Below are 18,085 nucleotides of genomic sequence, written 5' to 3' on the forward strand. Positions count from 1 at the left end.
CGACATGGCCAACATCATCACACGGCGCGGCGTTCTGGCTGGCGGCATCGGCCTCGGTGCCCTGCTTCTCACCCCCGGACGGCTGCTGGCCCAGAGCAGCGGCGGCTTCACCCATGCGGTCGCCAGTGGTGAGCCGGGCCCTGATTCCATGCTGCTGTGGACACGCTATGTGCCATCCAGCGCCGCCGATACCGTGCGCCTCGATGTCGAGGTGGCGACAGAACCCGGCTTCGCAAGGATCGTGGCCGGAGGCAGCGTCCGCACCGGTCCCTATCGCGACTGGACTGCCAAGCTGACGGTCGATGGCCTGCGCCCCGGCACCCGCTACTGGTATCGCTTTATCGGGCCGGACGGCAGCCATTCCCCGGTCGGACGCACGAAAACCCTGCCCGAAGGCCATGTCAACCGCTTCGGCCTGGCGGTGTTTTCCTGCTCGAACCTGCCGCTGGGCTGGTTCAACGCCTATGGCCATGCCGCCGCGCGCGATGACCTCGACCTGTGGATGCATGTCGGCGATTATTTTTACGAATATGGCAATGCCGCCTATCACGAGACTCTGACCCCCGGCCGCATCTCCGATCCTGACCGCGAGATCATAACGCTGACCGATTACCGCCTGCGCTATGCCTGCTATCGCGCCGATCCCGATCTGCAAAAGCTGCACCAGATGGCGCCGATGATCGGCATGTGGGACGACCACGAATCCGCCAATGACAGTTGGGAAGGCGGCGCCCAGAACCACCAGCCCACCAGCGAGGGCGACTGGAACCTGCGCCGCGCCGCCGCGATGCAGGCCTATCGCGAATGGATGCCGGTTTCCGATCAGGCATGGCAGGATTATCCGATCGGCACGCTGGCCACGCTCTATCGCACAGAATCGCGACTGCTGGCCCGCACACGGCAGGCCGATATCGGTGCGGCCTATCGCGCGGGGAACCCTGATGCCGCGCTGTCCGCCTTTCGCGATGGGGTCTGGCGCGATCCTTCGGCGACCATGCTCGGCTCGCAGCAGGAAAGCTGGCTGGCACATGCCCTGCAGGCCAATGCCCGCAAAACCGCGTGGCAGATGGTCGGCATGGGCACGATTCTGGGTCGCACCACCATGCCCGCCGATGCTGTGGACTGGCTCAAGCCGGGCACCAGCGCCAAATCGGCCCAGAGCTATCGTGACGCCATCCGTGCCGCCAGACTGGGCCTGCCGATGTGGATGGACCGCTGGGACGGCTATCCCGCCGCGCGCGAGCGCCTGCTCCATGCGGCACAGCGCGCCGATGCCGATCTGGTCATGCTTTCGGGCGACAGCCATAACGCCTGGGCCTATGCCCTGTCGCAAGGCGGCAAGCCGGTGGGCGTGGAATTTGCGGGCCATTCGGTGACCTCGGGCGGGATCGAGGGCAGCATGGGGGCCGACCCGAGGCTGGTTGCTCAGGGCTTTATCGCCGCCAATCCCGAACTCACATGGGCCGACACCAGCCGGCGCGGCTATATGATGATGACCGTCACACCGCAAAGCGTTGCGGGAGAATGGCTGTTCATGCGCACCATCGCGACGCGCGACCCAACGCTGGCGGGGATGCACCGGATGGTCGTCAAGCGTGGATATCGCACCTTCGCCGCATGATGAACCGTTGAGAGAGCGCTGTTAACGAGCCACCCTTAACCTTGCCATGAAAGCCACGCCGGGATGCTGTTCCTGCAGCACCCCGGCGTGGCATCAACACGCAACCCGCGATCAGATCAGCCTGGCAGGCTTCAACAGATCCGACAGGCCGACGCGGTGCAGCATTTCCGCCCGCAGACGATCCAGCAGCTGAACCCGATATTGGCGCCATCCTCGGTCGGATCATAGTGAACCCGGAAGGGGCGCTGGCCGAAAGGCATGTCGACGACCTCGACAATCGCATCGGCGACGCCCGCAACATCGGCATCCTCGGGAACGATCGCGGCAAAGGCCTCCTGCACCTGCTCGCCAAAGCCCTTGTAGGGACCGGCCTCATACTCGGCGAGGCGCGCCTCGTCCGCCGGGCGGCCGGAATGGGCAAAGTGGTTGGTCCCCTTGGTGAAGGCCCCCGGCACGATGATCGAGGTTTCGATGCCCCAGCGGGCCAGCTCGCGGGCATATTGCACCGCCAGAGCGTCCATGGCCGCCTTGGCCGCGAAATAGGGCGAAAGGTAAGGCGGCGTGCCACCCGCCGAGCTTGAACTCGACACCCAGACCAGCAGGCCCTGCCGCGCAGCCCGCATATGCGGCAACGCCGCACGATTGACCCGCTGAGTGCCCAGCACATTGACATCATACTGCTGGGCGAACTGTTCGGGCGTGAAGCTCTCGGCCGGGCCGAACATCATATGGCCAGCATTGTGGATCAGCACATCGATCCGCCCGCTTTCCGCGATGATACGGGCCACCGCCTCATTGGCCGAGGCATCCGACTGCACATCCAACTCGATGGGGCGGATATCGCTGCCCGCGATGGCGGCCATTTCGGCGGCGTTGCGGGCATTGCGCCCGGCGACATCGCGCATCGAGGCATAGACCGTGTGTCCGTCCTTCGCGAGCGCCTCTGCCGTGATCCGGCCAAAACCGCTGGAGGCGCCGGTGATGAGAATGATCTTCTTCATGACGATGTCCTTCGATAAAATGGGGGAGTGACAGGGGAGTTCAGATGATGCCGCCATTGGCGCGCAGCACCTGGCCGTTGATCCATGCGCCGTCAGGGCCGGCAAGGAAGGCGACGGCGGCGGCGATATCCTCGGGCTGGCCCAGCCGTTCGAGCGGGGCCGCCTTGCTCAGCGTGTCGATCACCGCCTGCGGCTTGCCATTGAGGAACAGGGCCGTGGCCGTCGGTCCGGGGGCGACGGCGTTGACCTTGATGTTGCGGCCGCGCAGTTCCTTGGTCAGGATGTGAGTCATCGCCTCGACGCCCGCCTTGGTGGCGGCATAGACGGCATAGGTGGCCGGGTTCAGGCCGACGACGCTCGACGACAGGTTCACGATGCGGCCGCCGTCGCGCATCCGCCTTGCCGCCTCGCGCAGCGTGTTGAAGCTGCCCTTCAGATTGATGGCGATCTGGCTGTCGAACAGGGCATCGTCGCTCTCGGCCAGGCTGGCCAGCTTCATGATGCCGGCATTGTTGACCAGCACATCGACGCCGCCGAAGGCCGCTTCAGCGGCATCGAACATGCGCGCCACCGCCGCCGGATCGCTGACATCGGCCTGCGCGGAGATGGCGTGGCCACCCGCAGCCTCGATCTTCGCCACCAGCGCTTCGGCCTCGGCCGCGCCGCCGGCGTAATTGACGACAACCGTGAAGCCGTCGGCGGCCAGCCGCTCCACGATTGCGGCGCCGATACCACGCGAACCGCCGGTGACGATCGCGACTGGGTTGGTCTGATTTTCCATTGTTCTGCTCCTTCTCGATGCCGCCCCTCGTGAGCGGATGAGCAGGAGATAAGCGATAGACGCCTCCGGATAATCGCCCTAGATACGGTAATACTGTTTGCAGATCTGGAACAATGGTATGGACAGGCTGGATGCGATGCGGGTCTTCACCCGCGTGCTCGATCGCCGCAGCTTCACACAGGCCGCGCAGGATCTCGGCCTGCCGCGTTCGACCGTGACGCAGGCGGTCCAGCAGTTGGAGGAACGTCTGGGCGTGCGGCTGCTCCAGCGGACCACCCGCACGGTTCGCCCGACGCTGGACGGCGAAGCCTATTATCGCCGCTGTCTTGCCATTCTCGACGATATCGAGGATGCGGAAGGCGCGTTTCAGGGCGCGACCCCGCGCGGCATGCTGCGGATCGAGGTTCAGGGCACGATCGCCCGACACTTCCTGATGCCGGGCATTCCCGATTTCCTCGAACGCTATCCCGATATCGAAATCTCGATGAGCGAAAGCGATCGCTGGGTCGATATCGTGCGGGAAGGCGTGGATTGCGTGTTGCGCTATGGAGCCCTGCCCGACAGCGATCTGATCGCCCGCACCGTCATGATGCTGGAACGCGTGACGGTGGCCGCCCCCTCCTATCTGGAGCGTTACGGATGTCCGCAATCGCTCACCGAACTGGCCGAACACCGGGCGGTCTGCCTGCGATCCCTGACCACCGGCGCGCTGACCCCTCTGGAATTTCTGGAGGGCGGAGAGATCGTGCATATCGACCTGCCGGTGCCCTTCTCGATCACGGGCACGGAAAGCTTTCGCGATGCGACGCTTCTGGGGCTGGGCCTTGCGCAATTGCCCATGTTCCATGTCGAACAGGATCTGAAGGAAGGGCGTCTGGTGCGGGTCCTCGCGGACAGGCCGCTGCCTTCGCAGCCGGTCTCCATCCTTTATCCCAGAAGCCGCCAGCTATCGCCTCGGGTCCGGCTGTTCATGGAATGGGCAACGCACAGGTTTCGGAGAACCGCGAGTCCCCGCTAAACGATCTGTGCAGGCGTCAGGAACTTGACCATGGCCAAAAGGAAACCATCAGGCTGCTCGACATTCGACAGATGCGCGGCGGGCTCAAGGATGTGCAGCAGGGCATTGCCGGCCGTATCCGCCAGAAAACGCGAGGCCTCCACCGGCGTGGCCAGATCCTGCGCTCCGGCGATGACGAGCGTCGGCAGGCGGTTGAGATGCGCCGTCATCCGCTGGTCCATGTCGCGGATGGCGGCGCAGCAGCCGGCATAGCCTGCCGGATTGTTGGCCAGCAGCATCTGGCGGATGCGTTCGACCGCCTCGGGCGCCTCGGCGGGAAAGCCCGGCGTGAACCAGCGCCCGATCGAGGCCTGCGCCAGCGGCGCCATGCCATTGGCCAGCACGCCCTCGATCCGGCTCTGCCAGCCCGACGGCGGGCCCATATAGGCCGAGGTGTTGGCCAGGATCAGCTTGCGGATACGCTCGGGCTCATGGACCGCCAGCCACTGCCCGACCATGCCGCCAAGCGAGAGGCCGCAGAACTGTACGCGGGCGATCCCCAACGCATCGAGCAGGTCAACCACGTCTCGCCCCATCCGGTCCATCGAATAGGCCCCGGCAGGCGCATCCGAGGCCCCATGGCCACGCTGGTCATAGCGCAGAACGCGGAAATGCCGCGTCAGACCTTCGATCTGCGGGTCCCACATGGCGTGATCGGTGCCCAGCGAGTTGGACAGCAGCAGCACCGGGGCATCGGCAGGTCCATCGAAACGATAGGCCAATGCAGTGCCATCACCCAGCTTGATCCGTTCCACTCAACTCGCTCCACAAAATGACGGAAGCCCTGATCGGCCTCCACGCTTGAAAGGGTCCGGCGCATGCAAGAGCCGGCTTGAGAGGCGCACCGGTCCTTGCAACCTAGCCGAGATCGCCGCCGGCAACGGGAAGCACCGAACCGGTGACATAGCTTGCCTCGTCGGAAGCGAGGAACAGGATCGGTGCCACCTGTTCCTCGATGGTGCCATATCGCTTGAGGAAGGTGGAGGTCGTGACCTGCTCGACCGCCTCGGCCATCCAGGCCTGTTCCTGCCGGTTGTCGCCCGCGGCGTTGCGCGGCACACGGCGCGGCGGGGCCTGCGTCCCGCCGGGCGCGGTCGCCACCACGCGGATGCCCTGTTCGCCATACTCCATCGCCAGCGCCTGGGTCATCGCATTGATGCCGCCCTTGGCCGCCGAATAGGGCACGCGGCGGATGCCGCGCGTGGCGTTGGAGGAGACGCTGACGATGGTGCCCCTCCCTGCCTCGAGCATGGCCGGCAGCACCGCATGGCACATATAGAGCGTGGGGAAAAGCGAGCGACGGATCTCGGCGTCGATCTGCTCCGCCTCGAACTCGGCATAGGGCCGCATGCGGATCGCGCCGCCGACATTGTTGATGAGGATGTCGACGCGCCCGAACAGCTCGAGCGCCCGCGCCACCGAGGCGGCCGCCCCCGCATGGGTTTCCAGATCAGCGATGAACGCATGGCCGCCTGCCTTTTGTGCGACCTCTTCCACGAAATCGGCCCGGTCAACGAAGAGCACCTGGCCCCCTTCGGCAACGGCGCGCTCGGCCACGGCCTGGCCGATGCCCTGCGCCGCGCCGGTCACGATGATCGCCTTGCCGGCGAAGCGGTCCTTGAAGATCATGCCGGCACCGCCTCGCTCGCCGCGAATTTCTCGTAATAGAAGCTGGCCGGTGTGACGCCGGTGTCGCGGAAATGGGTACGCACCGCCTCGACCATCGGCGGCGGGCCGCAGAGATAGACGTCACAGTCGCCGCCATGGAGATCGTCCGCGTCGAGATGGGCGGTGACATAGCCCTTGCGCGGATGCTCACTGGCGGCGTCGGCGACCACCGTGGCATAGGAGAAGCCCGGAAGCTGCGCGCCCGCCGCCTCGATCGCCTCGAGACCGACCAGATCGGCGTCATGGGTGACGCCATAGACCAGACGGATCTTCTGCTCGCTCTTCTGCGACGCCAGAACGCGCAGCATCGAGAGCAGCGGCGCAAGACCGGTGCCGCCCGCCAGCATCACAATGGGACGCGCGGGCGTGCGCAGAAAGAAGCTGCCGTTGGGGCCGACAAAGCTCATCCGGTCGCCCGGCTTCGCGGTTTGGGTCAGCCATGTGCTCATGCGCCCACCCGGCACGTTGCGGATCAGGAAGCTGGCGTGATCCGCGCCCGGCGCGCTGCTGAAGGAATAGGCGCGCGCCTCCCCGGTGCCGGGGATCGCCAGATTGACGTATTGGCCAGGCAGGAAGTCAACGCCCGTCGCCCTGTCCAGCTTCAGCTCGAGCCGGATCGTGCTGGGCGAGACCTGCTCGACCGCGGTGACCGTGCCTTCATGGCGTTCCGGCGCCAGCTTGCAGGCCGTGGAGGGGACCGGGACATCGATCACGCAATCGCTCGACACGCGCATCTGGCAGGTCAGCACCAGACGTTCGCCGGCCTCCTGCTCGGTAAGCGCATCCTCGATGTAATCGTCGCCGAGGTCGTAGTCACCTTCCTCGCAGCGGCACTTGCAGGTGCCGCAAACGCCGTCGGAGCAATCCATCGGCAGGTTGACCTGGTTGCGATAGGCCGCGTCCAGCACCGTTTCGCCCGGATTGCAGGCGATCATGCGGGTGGCACCATCCTCGAAATTGAGCGCGATACGGTAAGTCATGGGTCCTCTCCGGCCCCCCCAGTTGTCTGTTATCCAGGTCAAATGTGGTAGATATCGATGACCTGGGGGATGTAGTCGTTCTTCAGAATGATCGTCTTGGCCGCGATGCGCAGATCGTGCCCCTCGCCCACCAGCGTGACGAAGGCGGTGCCAAAGAAGGTGGTGGTGGCGTTGTAGCGCTGGCTCAGCGTCTGCCAGTTGTAGCGCACCTTCGTGCCCTCGCCCTCAGGCCCGACCACCTCGATGTTGCCGATGAAGTGGCTGGTGCGCGGTTCGGGCGTGCTGGCGCCGGAGCGCTCGGTCTTGATGCGGAAGACGCGATCCTCCAACCCCTGACGGTTGGGGTAGTAGATCAGCGAGATCTCGCTTTGCGGGTCCTGGGTGAGCTGATCGTCATCGTCCCATGCGGGCATCCAGTAGGTGGCGCCCGGCGTGTAGCAGGTCAGCCATTCGTCCCACTGACGGTCATCGAGCAGGCGCGCCTCGCGATAGAGGAAGCCGGCGATCTGTTCGGCAGACAGCGGACGGGTCAGCGTGTCGCTCATGCCACCTCTCCCTCGGTTTCAGGCACCCTGGCAAGAGCCTCGCCCAGCACCCTGGCCCAATATTCGTGCTGGCGGACAAAGAGGCCTTCATCCTCGGTGCGTTCGCCGCTCAGCAGCGGCTGCAGGCCGATGGCCCTGGCATTGTCGTCCGGCCCATCGAGCCAGCGCAGCGCGCCGCGGCTCAGATCGTTCCACAAGGTGCCAGCGCCCGTGTAGGAGGTCTGGCAGGCGCGGAACTCCTCCAGATCGTCGGGCGTGCCCATGCCCGAAACGTTGAAGAAATCCTCATACTGGCGGATGCGCAAGGTGCGATCCTGCGCGGACTCGCCCCTGGGGCCGAAGCAGTAGATCGTCACCTCGGTCTTATCGACGGCGATGGGACGCACCACCCGGATCTGGGTGGAGAACTGGTCCATCAGATAGACATTGGGATAGACACCCAGATTGCGCGTCTGCTCCACGATGGGACCGGCGCGCTCGGCGCCCAGACGGGCCACCAGCTCCTCGCGATGGGCGAAGATCGGGCGCACCTCGGGGTTGAGCAACTGCGTCCAGAGCAGGATATGCCCATGCTCGAAGGCATAGACACCGCCCACGCTCTTCGACCAGCCATTGGCATCGACGGTGCGTGTGCCTTCCTGCTCGTAATCGCGGCGGCCCATGGTGGCGGAATAGTTCCAGTGGACCGAGCTGACGTGATAGCCATCCGCGCCATTCTCCATCTGGAGCTTCCAGTTGCCCTCATAGATGTAGCTGGAGCTACCGCGCAGCACCTCAAGGCCTTCGGGCGCGGCATCGACGATCTGGTCGATCACCGCGCGCGCGCCGCCCAGATGCTCTTCCAGCGAGACGACATCGGGATTGACCGAGCCGAAGAGGAAGCCGCGATAGTTCTCGAAACGGGCAAGCCGCGTCAGATCATGCGAGCCTTCCGTGTTGAAAGCGGCGGGATATTCGCCCGTCTTGCCATCCTTTACCTTGAGCAGCTTGCCATTGTTGCTGAAGGTCCAGCCATGGAACGGGCAGGTGAAGCTGCCCTTGTTACCATGCTTGCGGCGGCACAGCGTGGCCCCGCGATGCGAGCAGGCATTGATATGGGCGTGCAGCTCGCCCGCCTTGTCGCGGGTGATGACCACGGGCTGACGACCGACGGTGGTGGTGAAATAGTCATTCACTGCCGGGATCTGGCTTTCATGCGCCAGATAGACCCAGTTGCCCTCGAAGATATGCTTCATCTCGGCTTCAAACAGGCGCTCGTCGGTGAAGACGTCGCGGCGGCAGCGGATGACACCCGCCTCGCGGTCATCGACGATGGCCTGATCGAGCGCGGTGAGAAGATCGGTGGTCATGTCACATCCTCCCTTCAGGCCACGGCGCGGGCGCGGGTGGAGAATTCCTCCTCGCCCTTGTCGTGAGCGTGCTGCAGCACGAAATCGAAGCCGATATGCGCGGTGTCGCCCTGACGGTTGGGAACCGGCAGCAGGCCTTCACGCGTGCCGAAGGCGAAATCGTCGGCGGCGAAGGGATCGTCGCCGAAGTTGATCTGCGTCGTCAGCGTGCGATAGCCCGGCGCCTCGACAAAGAAATGGACATGGGCGGGGCGATGGCCATGGCGGCCCAGCGCGCTCATCAGCGTGTCGGTCGCGCCGCCCGGCGGCACCGAATAGCCATTGGGCATCTTCGAGCGGAAGGCATATTTGCCATCGGCGCCCAGCTTGATGCGGCGGCGGTTGTTGAAGGGCGTCTGCTCGGTGGTCGGATCGAAATGCGAGTACCAGCCCTGCGAATTGGCATGCCACACATGCAGGATGGCGTCCTTCACCGGATTGCCCTGGGGATCGGTGACGCGGCCTCCCATCAGCAGCGTCGTGGTGTCATCGGGATCGTCGGTGAGATTGACCTCGCCGCTGCCATCGACCAGCGGTGCGCCCGCGACATAGAGCGGCCCCTCGATGGTGCGCGGCGTGCCGCCCGACAGGCCGGCCTCGGTATCCTTGGCGTCGAGGAACAGATCCATGAAGTGTTCAAGACCGGTGCCGGCGGCCAGCAGGCCCATTTCCGGACCGCTCCGGGCCAGATAGTTGACCGCGCCCCAGAACTCGCTCTCCGAGATGTCATGGCGCACGATGATCGCCATCGACGCTTCGAGCAGATCGCGCATGATCGCCTTGAGACGGACATCGCCCTTGGGTTCGTTGCGGCCGCTGGCCCGGTCGAGCAGAGTCTGTATGGCGGGGGTCTGGATGAAATCTTCTGTCACTTTTCTCTCCCGACTTATGGTTTTGGCCTGTGGGTTCGCGGCCAGATGGGACAATCAGCGGTCATCCTCGTGAATGGCCGAGGGGTGGCGGCACAGCGCCGTCACGGCGATGTCCATGAAGGGGTAGAGCGGCAGGGCCATCAGCAGCTCGTGCAGATGGGCGTTGTCGCGCACGTCGAAGATGGAGACATTCGCGTAGAGGCCCGCAACCCGCCAGATATGGCGCCAGATCCCCTGGCGCTGCAGATCCTGCGAGAAGGCCTTTTCCTTCGCCTTCAGGCGCTCGAATTCCTCGGGGTCGAAACCCAGCGGGACGCGGACAGTCATCTCGACCTTGAACAGCATGTCAGGCTCCCTGCAGCGCGGCGCTGCCATGTTGAGTTTTGGTGGCATCGCGGCGGAAGGCCGCGAGCTTGTCCTCGTCGAAGGCGACCCCGATCCCCGGAGCTGTCGGCACCTGGAGCTGGAAGTCGGCATAGATCAGCGGCCGGGTGACGATGTCGTCGGTCAGCAGCAGCGGGCCGAAGAGTTCGGTGCCCCATTCCAGGTCCGGAAAGGTGGCAAAGACATGGGCCGAGGCCGCCGTGCCGACGGTGCCTTCCAGCATCGTGCCACCATAGAGACCGATACCGGCCGCATCGGCGATCATGCCCACGGCATGAGCGGGCAGCAGACCGCCGGACTGGGCGATCTTCACCGCATAGATCCGGGCACCCGCGCGCGCGGCAATATCGAAGGCCTCCAGCGGCCCGTGCAGCGCCTCGTCGGCCATCAGCGGAATGACGTGTTTGGCCGAGAGCCGCGCCATCGCCGCCACATTGAGCTTGGCGATGGGCTGCTCGACCAGATCGACGCCCGCATCCTGAAGCAGGGCCATGCCGCGATCGGCCTGAGCCTCGCTCCAGCCCTGGTTGACATCGACCCGCACGCTGGCGCGGTCACCAAGGGCGCGCTTGATGGCGGCGACATGGGCGACATCGGCCTTGACGCTGCGCTTGCCGATCTTGAGCTTGAAGATGGCGTGCCGCCGCGCCTCGAGCATGGCCTCGGCCTCCTCGATGTCGCGCGCGGTATCGCCGCTGGCCAGAGTCCAGGCGACGGGGAAGGCTTCGCGACGACGACCGCCGCCGATCAGTTCCGAGACGGGCACCCCCAGACGCTTGCCCTGCATATCCAGCAGCGCGGTTTCGACCGCGCATTTGGCGATGTGATTGCCCGCGACATGCTTGCCGATGCGGGCCATCACCGCGCCGACCCGGCTCAGGTCCTGACCCTGCAGAAGGGGCGTAATATAGGTATCGATGGCCAGCTTGATGCCTTCGGGGCTCTCCTCGCCATAGCTCAAGCCGCCGATGGTGGTGCCCTCACCGATCCCCTCGATCCCGTCGCTGTCGGTCAGCCGCAGCAGCACCATCGATTGGGCATGCATGGTGGCCATCGCCAGGATATGCGGACGGATCGTGGGCAAATCCACGATGAAACTGTCGATGTGGGCCAGCTTGGCCATGTCCGCTCCTGCATCTTGTCGGGTCTTGGTGAGGCAGGGCTACTCCTCGAAACGGAGTCTTGGCAAAGATCATTGAGGTCTATATGCCATACCTGAAAGGTATTGCCGATGGATCTGCGTCAACTGCGGTATTTCAAGATGGTGGCCGACGAGCGCAATTTCACCCGCGCCGCGCAGCGCCTGCATATCGCCCAGCCCCCACTCAGCCGCCAGATTCAGCAGCTTGAGGCCGAACTGGGGACCAGCCTGTTCGACCGCGAGGCCCGTCCCCTTGGCCTCACCCCGACGGGGCGCCTCTTCTACGATCAGGCCAATCAGGTCTTGAGTCGCGTGGAGGACATGCGCTCGATGATCACCCGCGCCATCGCGACTCAGCAACGCAACTTCGCGATCGGCTTCGTCGCCTCCACCATGTACGCCCGCCTGCCCGATCTGATCCGGGAGTTTCGCAAGGTCGCGCCCGAGGTCAATCTCAGCCTGGTCGAAATGGGCAGCATCGAGCAGATCACGGCGCTGAAGGAGGGTCTGATCGACGTCGGCTTCGGCCGCATCCGCTTCGACGACCCTGCCGTGCGGCGCACCATTCTGCGCAACGAGAGGCTGGTGGTCGCAGTGCCGATGGACCATCCCTTCACGCAGGAAACGGCGCCCATCCCGCTCTCACGCATCGCGACCCAGCCGCAGATCCTCTATCCGCGCGCGCCGCGCCCCAGCTATGCCGACCAGGTGCTCTCGCTGTTTCACGACAACGGGCTGGAGCCGGCCATCGCTCACGAGGTGCGCGAACTGCAGATCGCCGTGGGCATGGTGGCCGCCGAGGAGGGGGTGTGCATCGTGCCTGAATCGGTTCATCAGTCGCGCACTGTCGATGTCTGCTATCTGCCCATCGCCGAAGCGCTCTCGTCTCCGGTCATCATGAGCCATCGGGTGAACGACATCTCGCCGGAGCTGGCGATCATGGCGGCGGTGATCGCGACGACCTATGGCAGGTGGGACTACCCTGTGCCCGATACGATCTCGGAGATGGCGGAGAGATCAGGCCTGATATAGCGGCCTCTCGCCAGCCCGACATGTTCGTCGCGCGGCGGCTTGCGCATCGTCATAACCATCTGATCCTGATCGATGTATGACCCATCATAAGATGGCCAAGGGACGCTTGGGACAAGGCGGCATACACTCAGGGTATCGCGGTGATACTTTTATAGTTTTGGACCGCCCGAGCAACTTCATCCTAGTCTGATCATGGAAGCGGGCGATATCCCGCCCGTATATGATCCACAAAATCCAAACAATGTCATGGGAGATGATGATGAAGCCGCAAGCTTTCATCCGATAGCGCCTGATCGCTTCCTCAACGACCTCAAGAATCCAAAAAACAGAAGCGCACGATCGGGCGAATACATCGTACCGGATCATAAGCTGCGCCCTCAAGGGAGACAATACATGGCCACCACCAGCCTGAAGGCACGCCTGTCGGCCCTCGCATGTTGCGTCGCCGCACTCTCGGCAAGCACCGCGCAGGCCACCGAGAACGGCACGCAGCATTACCCCGTCGGCCTGCTGACCGCCTCTCAATCGATCATGCCCGAGCCCGGCAACGCAACCGTCCAGAATTACGACGTCATCTACGACGCCGACCGTATGAACGACGGCAATGGCAACAAGCTGCTTCCCGACTTTCACCTCAATGTGAAAGTGCAGGCCACCCGCTTTATCTACACCTGGCCCATCGAATTGAACGGACTGACGATCAGCAGCGGCAGCGCGATCAATTTCTACAACACCAGCCTGAGCGTCGGGGCCGAACACGGCGAACGCTTCCAACTGGCCGACACCAATATCTCACCGATCATGCTGCGCTGGACCAACAGGAAGAACCTGCATGTGATGGTGGCCGCCAATGTCTGGGCTCCCACCGGTTCCTATCGGGCCAATCGCCTGGTCAATGCGGGCCTCAACTACTGGTCCGGCGATCTCGAGGCGGGCTTCACCTGGATGCCCACCAAGCGCTGGGAGATCGGCGCGGACAGTTGGACCGGCTTCGCCTTCAACCGCAACAACGCCACCGGCTACAAATCCGGCAACACTTTCGATGTCGACTTCGTGGTCGGCTATCGCCCGCTGGTCAAGCAGCCTCAGCTTCAGCTCGCGCTGAACGGCGATTTCTTCCGCCAGTTCAGCGACGACAAGGTCAACGGCCTGAAGGTCGGCACCGACGGCTTCCGCGGCAAGCAGATGGCGCTGGGGCCGAGCATCCGCTGGGATTTCCGGCCGGGTCTGGCGGTTCTCTTCAAATATCAGAAGGAATTCGACGTGCGCAACCGGCCCGAAGGCGAGAAGTTCTGGCTGGAATTCGCCGTGCCGCTCGGGAAGTCGCATCGCGAATGATCCTCGCCCGTCCATCCGGGCCATCGATCGCTCAGCCTTGCGTTCTCACCGTGGGCACCACCGACATGCCGACGCGCAGCCGGTCCAGCCCCGGCTGAGCCGGATCGATGGCGATGCGCACGGCCAGCCGCTGCGTGATCTTGGTGAAATTGCCCGTCGCATTTTCCGGAGCAATCCCCGCAAAGGAAGCGCCCGAAGCCGGAGCAATGCTTTCGACATGGCCGGTGAAGGTGATGCCCGGCGCCGCGTCCAGATGGAAAGTGGCGCGCTGTCCGGGGCGGATCCGCGCCAGTTGGGTCTCGCGATAGCGCGCCTCGATATAGGCGAGCGCCACGGGCACCACCGCCATCAGCGACGTGCTCGACTGGACATAATTGCCAACCCGCAGCGTGCGCTGGCCGACCACCCCATCCACCGGCGCGCGGATCTGCGTGTAGGACAGGTTCAGGGCGGCCGCATCGACCGCCGCGCTCGCACGGGCGACGGCGGCCTGCGCTTCCTCGATCTGCGCGCGCAGGATCGGCAGTTGGGCGCGGGTCGCGCCATGGCTGGCGGAATCGCGGCGGCTGGCGGCCTCGTCAGCGGCGAGGCGCGAGGTGGCCTCCTGCTGCTCCTGCCGACTGGCCGATCCGTCGCTGGCCAGATCGCGATAACGGCTGGCATTGGCCTGCGAGAGCATCACGGCGGCGGCATCGACCTGCGTCGTGGCATGGGCCTGCGCGATCACATCGCTCTGCCGCGCAAGCTGGTGGCGCAGGCTTTCGGCATTGGCCTGCGCGGCGTGAAGCTCGGCTTGGGCGGAGGCCAGAGCGACCTTGAAGTCGCGGTCATCGATCACGGCCAGCAACTGCCCTTTGCGCACGGCCTGATTGTCCGTCACCAGCACCTGCGCGATCTGACCGGCGATGCGCGGCGCAACGGTGCTGGCATCGGCCAGCACATAGGCATCGTCGGTGGTCTGGTCGGCGGCGGCGCCTTCCTCATGGGTCGCGGCCCAGGTGGCGCCCATCAGGGCGGTGGCGATCAGGCCACCCAGAGCGACTTTGGCGGGCAGGGGAAGCGGCATGGCGATGGTCCTAGGCAGTCTTGGCGGGAGGGGGCGGGGGAACATGTTTGAGCAGCAGGGTCGGCACGATCAGCAGGGCGGCCAGCAGCGCGGCCAGCCCATAGGCATCGGCGATGGCAAAGGTGACCGCCTGCGTTTCCGCCGCGGCGGGGAGACCGGGCAAGGCAAGGCGCCCCGCGCGGTCGGCGATGGTGGTGAGATGGCTTGCGGTGCCCGTCACCAGCAGGCGCTCGACAATGGCGGCGCCCAGCACGCTGGCCAGCGTCTTGAGCGTGTTGATCAGGCCGGAATAGAGCGCGCCCTCGGCGGGCGAGGCCAGAGTGCTGACGGAAATGTAGAGGAAGGGCACCACCGCCAGAGGCTGACCGACCATCTGGCAGGCCTGCGCCAGCCAGAACTCATGCACCATCCAGCCATCGGTGACCTGCATGCCCAGCCAGCAGGAGGTGGCGATCAGCGCCAGCCCAAGGGCAACGACATGGCGCGCATCGACCCATTGGCGATACAACAGCGCCGACACCAGCGGAGCCAGCAGGATCTGCGGCAGGCTGATGATCAGGCCGATCGGCGCGATCTGCAGCGGGCGGAAGCGCTGCACCTCGGCCAGATGGGCGGCAGGCAGCAAGGCGCTGGCGATCACCACGACCAGAATGCCCATGAACAGCGGCAGGCCCAGCGCGAAATTGCGCCGCCCCACCATCTGCAGCTTCATGAAAGGCTGCGGGTGATGCCATTCGCTCACCACGAAAGCCGCAATCAGCGCTACGCTGGCGATGGCCGCGCCCAAGATCAGCGGAGCATGGAACCAGTCGAGCCGCTCGCCCTCCTCGGCGACGAAAGCCAGCAGCATCAGGCCGAGCGGACCGGTGGCCAGACCGGGGGCATCCACCTCCTTCAGGCGTTCGGGGCGCACCGGGTCCTGCGGCAGGCCCCACCAGACCATGCCCAGCACCAGCATGCCAATGGGCAGCACCTGCCAATAGGTCAGGCGCCAGTCGCTCCAGCCGTCCAGCCAGCTTGCGGCGAACCACAGGGCAAGATTGGGCGAAAAGGTGGCGGTCAGCGAATAGAAGCCCAGCCCCTGCAGCTTGATCGCCGGGGGCAGAAAGCGCAGCGCGGCGCCCATCAGCAAGGGGATCATCGCCCCGCCCGCCAGCCCCTGCACAGCCCGCAGCACCAGCAGCCAGCCGAAACTCGGGGCCAGCGGCAGCAGCAGGGCGCAGAGCAGAAAGACAGAGGTGATCGCCAGATGAAACCGCCGCAGCGAAAAGGTGGCGGCAAACCAAGAGGCAACCGGCATCGCCGCCAATTGGGTCGCCGCATAGATCGTGCCGAGCAGATGGGCATCATCGCCCGCCAGCCCGCGCGCTCCGGCGATATCGGTCAGGGTGATCCCGGTGACCCGGTCGTTGAGGCCCGACATCATCGCCGCGATCAGAATGCCGCACAACCCCGTCCCCAGACGCAGCCCCCAGACCGGGGCCGCAGGCATCGGAGCGGGCACCGGCCGGGCATCGGCCACCGGCCCCATCGCGGATGCCGCCGCGCTCATGCCGAGGGCGGCGTCCAGCCGCCGCCCAGAGCCTTGTAGAGCGCGGTCAGCGCCACGGCGCGGTCGGTGCGCGCCTCGATCCATTCGGCCTCGCGGTCGAGCCGGGCCTGCTGGGCGACCAGCACCGCGACATAGCCTGTCGCCCCCGCGCCATAGCGGCGCTCCGAGACATGGGCGGCGATGCGGCTCTGCTCGACCCCGGCGTTGGTCGCGGCGAGGCGTGCGTCAGCGGTGCGCAAGGCTTCGAGCGCATCGTCGATCTCATGCCAGGCGCGCAGCACCGTGGCGCGGTAGCGCAACGCGGCGACCTGCTGCTCCGCCTTGGCGAGCTCCAGCCGCCCGGTCAGGCGGCCGCCCTGAAAGATCGGCAGCGACAGCACCGGCCCGGCCACGAACTGCCGCGCATTCCACAAGGGCAGATCGGACAGGGCCAGCGACTGCAGCCCGAAACTGCCGCTCAGCGAGATGGAGGGATAGAAATCCGCCCGCGCCACGCCGATCCGCGCGGTGGCGGCATGGAGCGCCGCCTCGGCGGCCTGAATGTCCGGACGCTGGCGGGCGAGATCGGAGGACAGGCCAGCGGGCAGGCCGGACTGCGTTGTCTCGCCCGGCCCAGCGGGGGCCACCAGCAGGGCATCGAGCCCATGCGGCTCCAGCCCGGCCAGCAGGGCCAGGGCGTTGCGGGCCTCGGCGGCTTCCCTTTCGGCAAGGGGCAGGCGGGCATCGATCGCGGCCAGTTGCGTGCCCGCCGTGGCCGCATCGAAGCGGGTGGCCGCGCCGCTGCTCAAGCGGCGCTCGGCGATATGCTGTCCGGCCAGAATGGTCTGGCGATTGTCGCGCAGAATGGCGAGCCGGGCCTCGGCCCCGCGCAGATGCATATAGGTGCGCGCGACCTCGGCGCTGAGCGAAATGCGCGCGGCATCGCGCGCGAAGACCGCCTCCTGCGCCTGCGCGCGGCTGGCCTCGCGGATCCGGCGGGCCTTGCCCCACAGGTCCAGCTCCCAACTGGCGTCGAAGCCTGCCTGAAACAGGTCGTAGTCATTCGATTTGTCGGTGGGCGACAGGGTGGTGGCGCCGAAGGGATCGGTGCCTCCGGCGGCGGAAGAGGATGGGCTGCCCGCGCCGGTCAGCGCCAGAATGCCCTTCGGGCTGGCCCTCTCTCGCTGATAGGAGCTCCCGGCCTGAACGCGCGGCAGGCCTGCGGCGCCAGCGATGCGATACTGGGCCCGCGCGCTGCCGATGCGGGCCGATGCCTCGGCCAGATCGAGGTTGCCTGTCAGCGCGTGTTGCTCAAGCTGGTCGAGCACGGGATCGCCGAAAGTCTGCCACCATGCCGCGCTGATCACGCCGCCCTGCAGCAAGGCCTGAGCCGAAGCGCTGGTTGCGGCGGGGGGCGTCAGGGCCACATGCGGGGGGTTATCGGGGCCGAGGGTGCAGCTGCTGATCGACAGCATCAGGCATGGCGTGACGATCAGGGCAAAGCTGCGGCAGCGCTTCAGCAGGGCGGCAAGGCTCGTGCCACCGCCGCCCGGCCCGAAGCGGTTATGAACGAGGGAACAGGTCTGGGCTTCCGGCAGCATGAGGGGCGAGTCCGTGAGAGTGCGATGCGGCACTCTCTAGACCCGCAATCACCGCCCGGATCGCGGCACTCGGACAGAT

At 65.6% G+C, this 18,085-nt stretch carries 17 protein-coding genes; 4 read left to right on the top strand and 13 right to left on the bottom strand.

Annotated elements, in window-relative coordinates:
- Window positions 1–4: 4 nt before the first annotated feature.
- Entirely contained in the window at window positions 5–1,621 is a 1,617-nt protein-coding gene (locus ABDW49_RS26525) for an alkaline phosphatase D family protein (RefSeq protein ID WP_343616709.1), read from the top strand.
- Between the two features lie 131 nt (window positions 1,622–1,752).
- On the opposite strand, the gene ABDW49_RS26530 is transcribed toward ABDW49_RS26525, so the two are convergent.
- Window positions 1,753–2,622: an SDR family oxidoreductase gene (locus tag ABDW49_RS26530; protein WP_343616711.1), complete on the bottom strand. Its 870-nt coding sequence runs from the start codon at window positions 2,620–2,622 to the stop codon at window positions 1,753–1,755.
- A 40-nt stretch (window positions 2,623–2,662) separates the two neighbouring features.
- Window positions 2,663–3,403 carry an SDR family oxidoreductase gene (locus tag ABDW49_RS26535; RefSeq protein WP_343616712.1) on the bottom strand — a complete coding sequence of 247 codons (741 nt, stop codon included), beginning with the start codon at window positions 3,401–3,403 and terminating at the stop codon, window positions 2,663–2,665.
- 118 nt (window positions 3,404–3,521) lie between these two features.
- On the opposite strand from ABDW49_RS26535, the gene ABDW49_RS26540 reads away from it, so the two are divergent.
- The gene (locus ABDW49_RS26540) at window positions 3,522–4,421 is read left to right on the top strand and encodes a LysR substrate-binding domain-containing protein (protein WP_343616714.1); all 900 of its coding nucleotides are present in this window, start codon (window positions 3,522–3,524) and stop codon (window positions 4,419–4,421) included.
- Here the strand turns inward: ABDW49_RS26540 and pcaD are convergent.
- From pcaD to ABDW49_RS26580, 8 genes are all read right to left on the bottom strand, one after another.
- Window positions 4,418–5,215: a 3-oxoadipate enol-lactonase gene (gene pcaD, locus ABDW49_RS26545; protein ID WP_343616716.1), complete on the bottom strand. Its 798-nt coding sequence runs from the start codon at window positions 5,213–5,215 to the stop codon at window positions 4,418–4,420. The genes ABDW49_RS26540 and pcaD overlap by 4 nt on opposite strands.
- Before the next feature lie 103 nt (window positions 5,216–5,318).
- Window positions 5,319–6,089 (bottom strand): 1,6-dihydroxycyclohexa-2,4-diene-1-carboxylate dehydrogenase, encoded by a 771-nt coding sequence (locus ABDW49_RS26550; RefSeq protein WP_343616718.1) that lies wholly within the window; start codon window positions 6,087–6,089, stop codon window positions 5,319–5,321.
- Window positions 6,086–7,108 carry a benzoate 1,2-dioxygenase electron transfer component BenC gene (benC, locus tag ABDW49_RS26555; RefSeq protein ID WP_343616720.1) on the bottom strand — a complete coding sequence of 341 codons (1,023 nt, stop codon included), beginning with the start codon at window positions 7,106–7,108 and terminating at the stop codon, window positions 6,086–6,088. Before benC ends, ABDW49_RS26550 begins: the two co-directional genes overlap by 4 nt.
- A 38-nt stretch (window positions 7,109–7,146) precedes the next feature.
- Window positions 7,147–7,653 (bottom strand): benzoate 1,2-dioxygenase small subunit, encoded by a 507-nt coding sequence (benB, locus tag ABDW49_RS26560; protein ID WP_343616722.1) that lies wholly within the window; start codon window positions 7,651–7,653, stop codon window positions 7,147–7,149.
- Window positions 7,650–9,002, bottom strand: coding sequence for a Rieske 2Fe-2S domain-containing protein (locus ABDW49_RS26565; protein ID WP_343616723.1), 1,353 nt, complete (start codon window positions 9,000–9,002; stop codon window positions 7,650–7,652). Before ABDW49_RS26565 ends, benB begins: the two co-directional genes overlap by 4 nt.
- A 14-nt stretch (window positions 9,003–9,016) precedes the next feature.
- Complete coding sequence (locus tag ABDW49_RS26570; RefSeq protein WP_343616725.1) at window positions 9,017–9,913, bottom strand: dioxygenase; 897 nt, start codon at window positions 9,911–9,913, stop codon at window positions 9,017–9,019.
- 54 nt (window positions 9,914–9,967) lie between these two features.
- On the bottom strand, window positions 9,968–10,258 hold the full coding sequence (gene catC, locus ABDW49_RS26575) for a muconolactone Delta-isomerase (protein WP_343616727.1): 291 nt from the start codon (window positions 10,256–10,258) through the stop codon (window positions 9,968–9,970).
- 1 nt (window position 10,259) lies between these two features.
- A complete protein-coding gene (locus tag ABDW49_RS26580; protein ID WP_343616729.1) occupies window positions 10,260–11,420 on the bottom strand; it encodes a muconate/chloromuconate family cycloisomerase in 1,161 nt (386 codons plus the stop codon).
- Between the two features lie 108 nt (window positions 11,421–11,528).
- On the opposite strand from ABDW49_RS26580, the gene ABDW49_RS26585 reads away from it, so the two are divergent.
- A complete protein-coding gene (locus ABDW49_RS26585) occupies window positions 11,529–12,470 on the top strand; it encodes a LysR family transcriptional regulator (protein WP_343616731.1) in 942 nt (313 codons plus the stop codon).
- 393 nt (window positions 12,471–12,863) lie between these two features.
- Window positions 12,864–13,808: a transporter gene (locus tag ABDW49_RS26590; protein ID WP_343616733.1), complete on the top strand. Its 945-nt coding sequence runs from the start codon at window positions 12,864–12,866 to the stop codon at window positions 13,806–13,808.
- A 31-nt stretch (window positions 13,809–13,839) separates the two neighbouring features.
- Here ABDW49_RS26590 and ABDW49_RS26595 read toward each other — a convergent pair whose 3' ends face one another.
- Genes ABDW49_RS26595 through ABDW49_RS26605 form a run of 3 tightly spaced genes read right to left on the bottom strand, consistent with a single transcriptional unit; the run spans window position 13,840 to window position 18,006 of the window.
- Window positions 13,840–14,874, bottom strand: coding sequence for an HlyD family secretion protein (locus ABDW49_RS26595; protein ID WP_343616735.1), 1,035 nt, complete (start codon window positions 14,872–14,874; stop codon window positions 13,840–13,842).
- Window positions 14,875–14,884: 10 nt separating this feature from the next.
- Window positions 14,885–16,426 (bottom strand): MFS transporter, encoded by a 1,542-nt coding sequence (locus tag ABDW49_RS26600; protein WP_343616737.1) that lies wholly within the window; start codon window positions 16,424–16,426, stop codon window positions 14,885–14,887.
- Window positions 16,423–18,006, bottom strand: a complete 1,584-nt coding sequence (locus ABDW49_RS26605) for an efflux transporter outer membrane subunit (protein WP_343616738.1) — start codon at window positions 18,004–18,006, stop codon at window positions 16,423–16,425. Before ABDW49_RS26605 ends, ABDW49_RS26600 begins: the two co-directional genes overlap by 4 nt.
- Window positions 18,007–18,085: the final 79 nt, after the last annotated feature.

The organism is Novosphingobium sp. (assembly GCF_039595395.1).
GTDB lineage: Bacteria > Pseudomonadota > Alphaproteobacteria > Sphingomonadales > Sphingomonadaceae > Novosphingobium.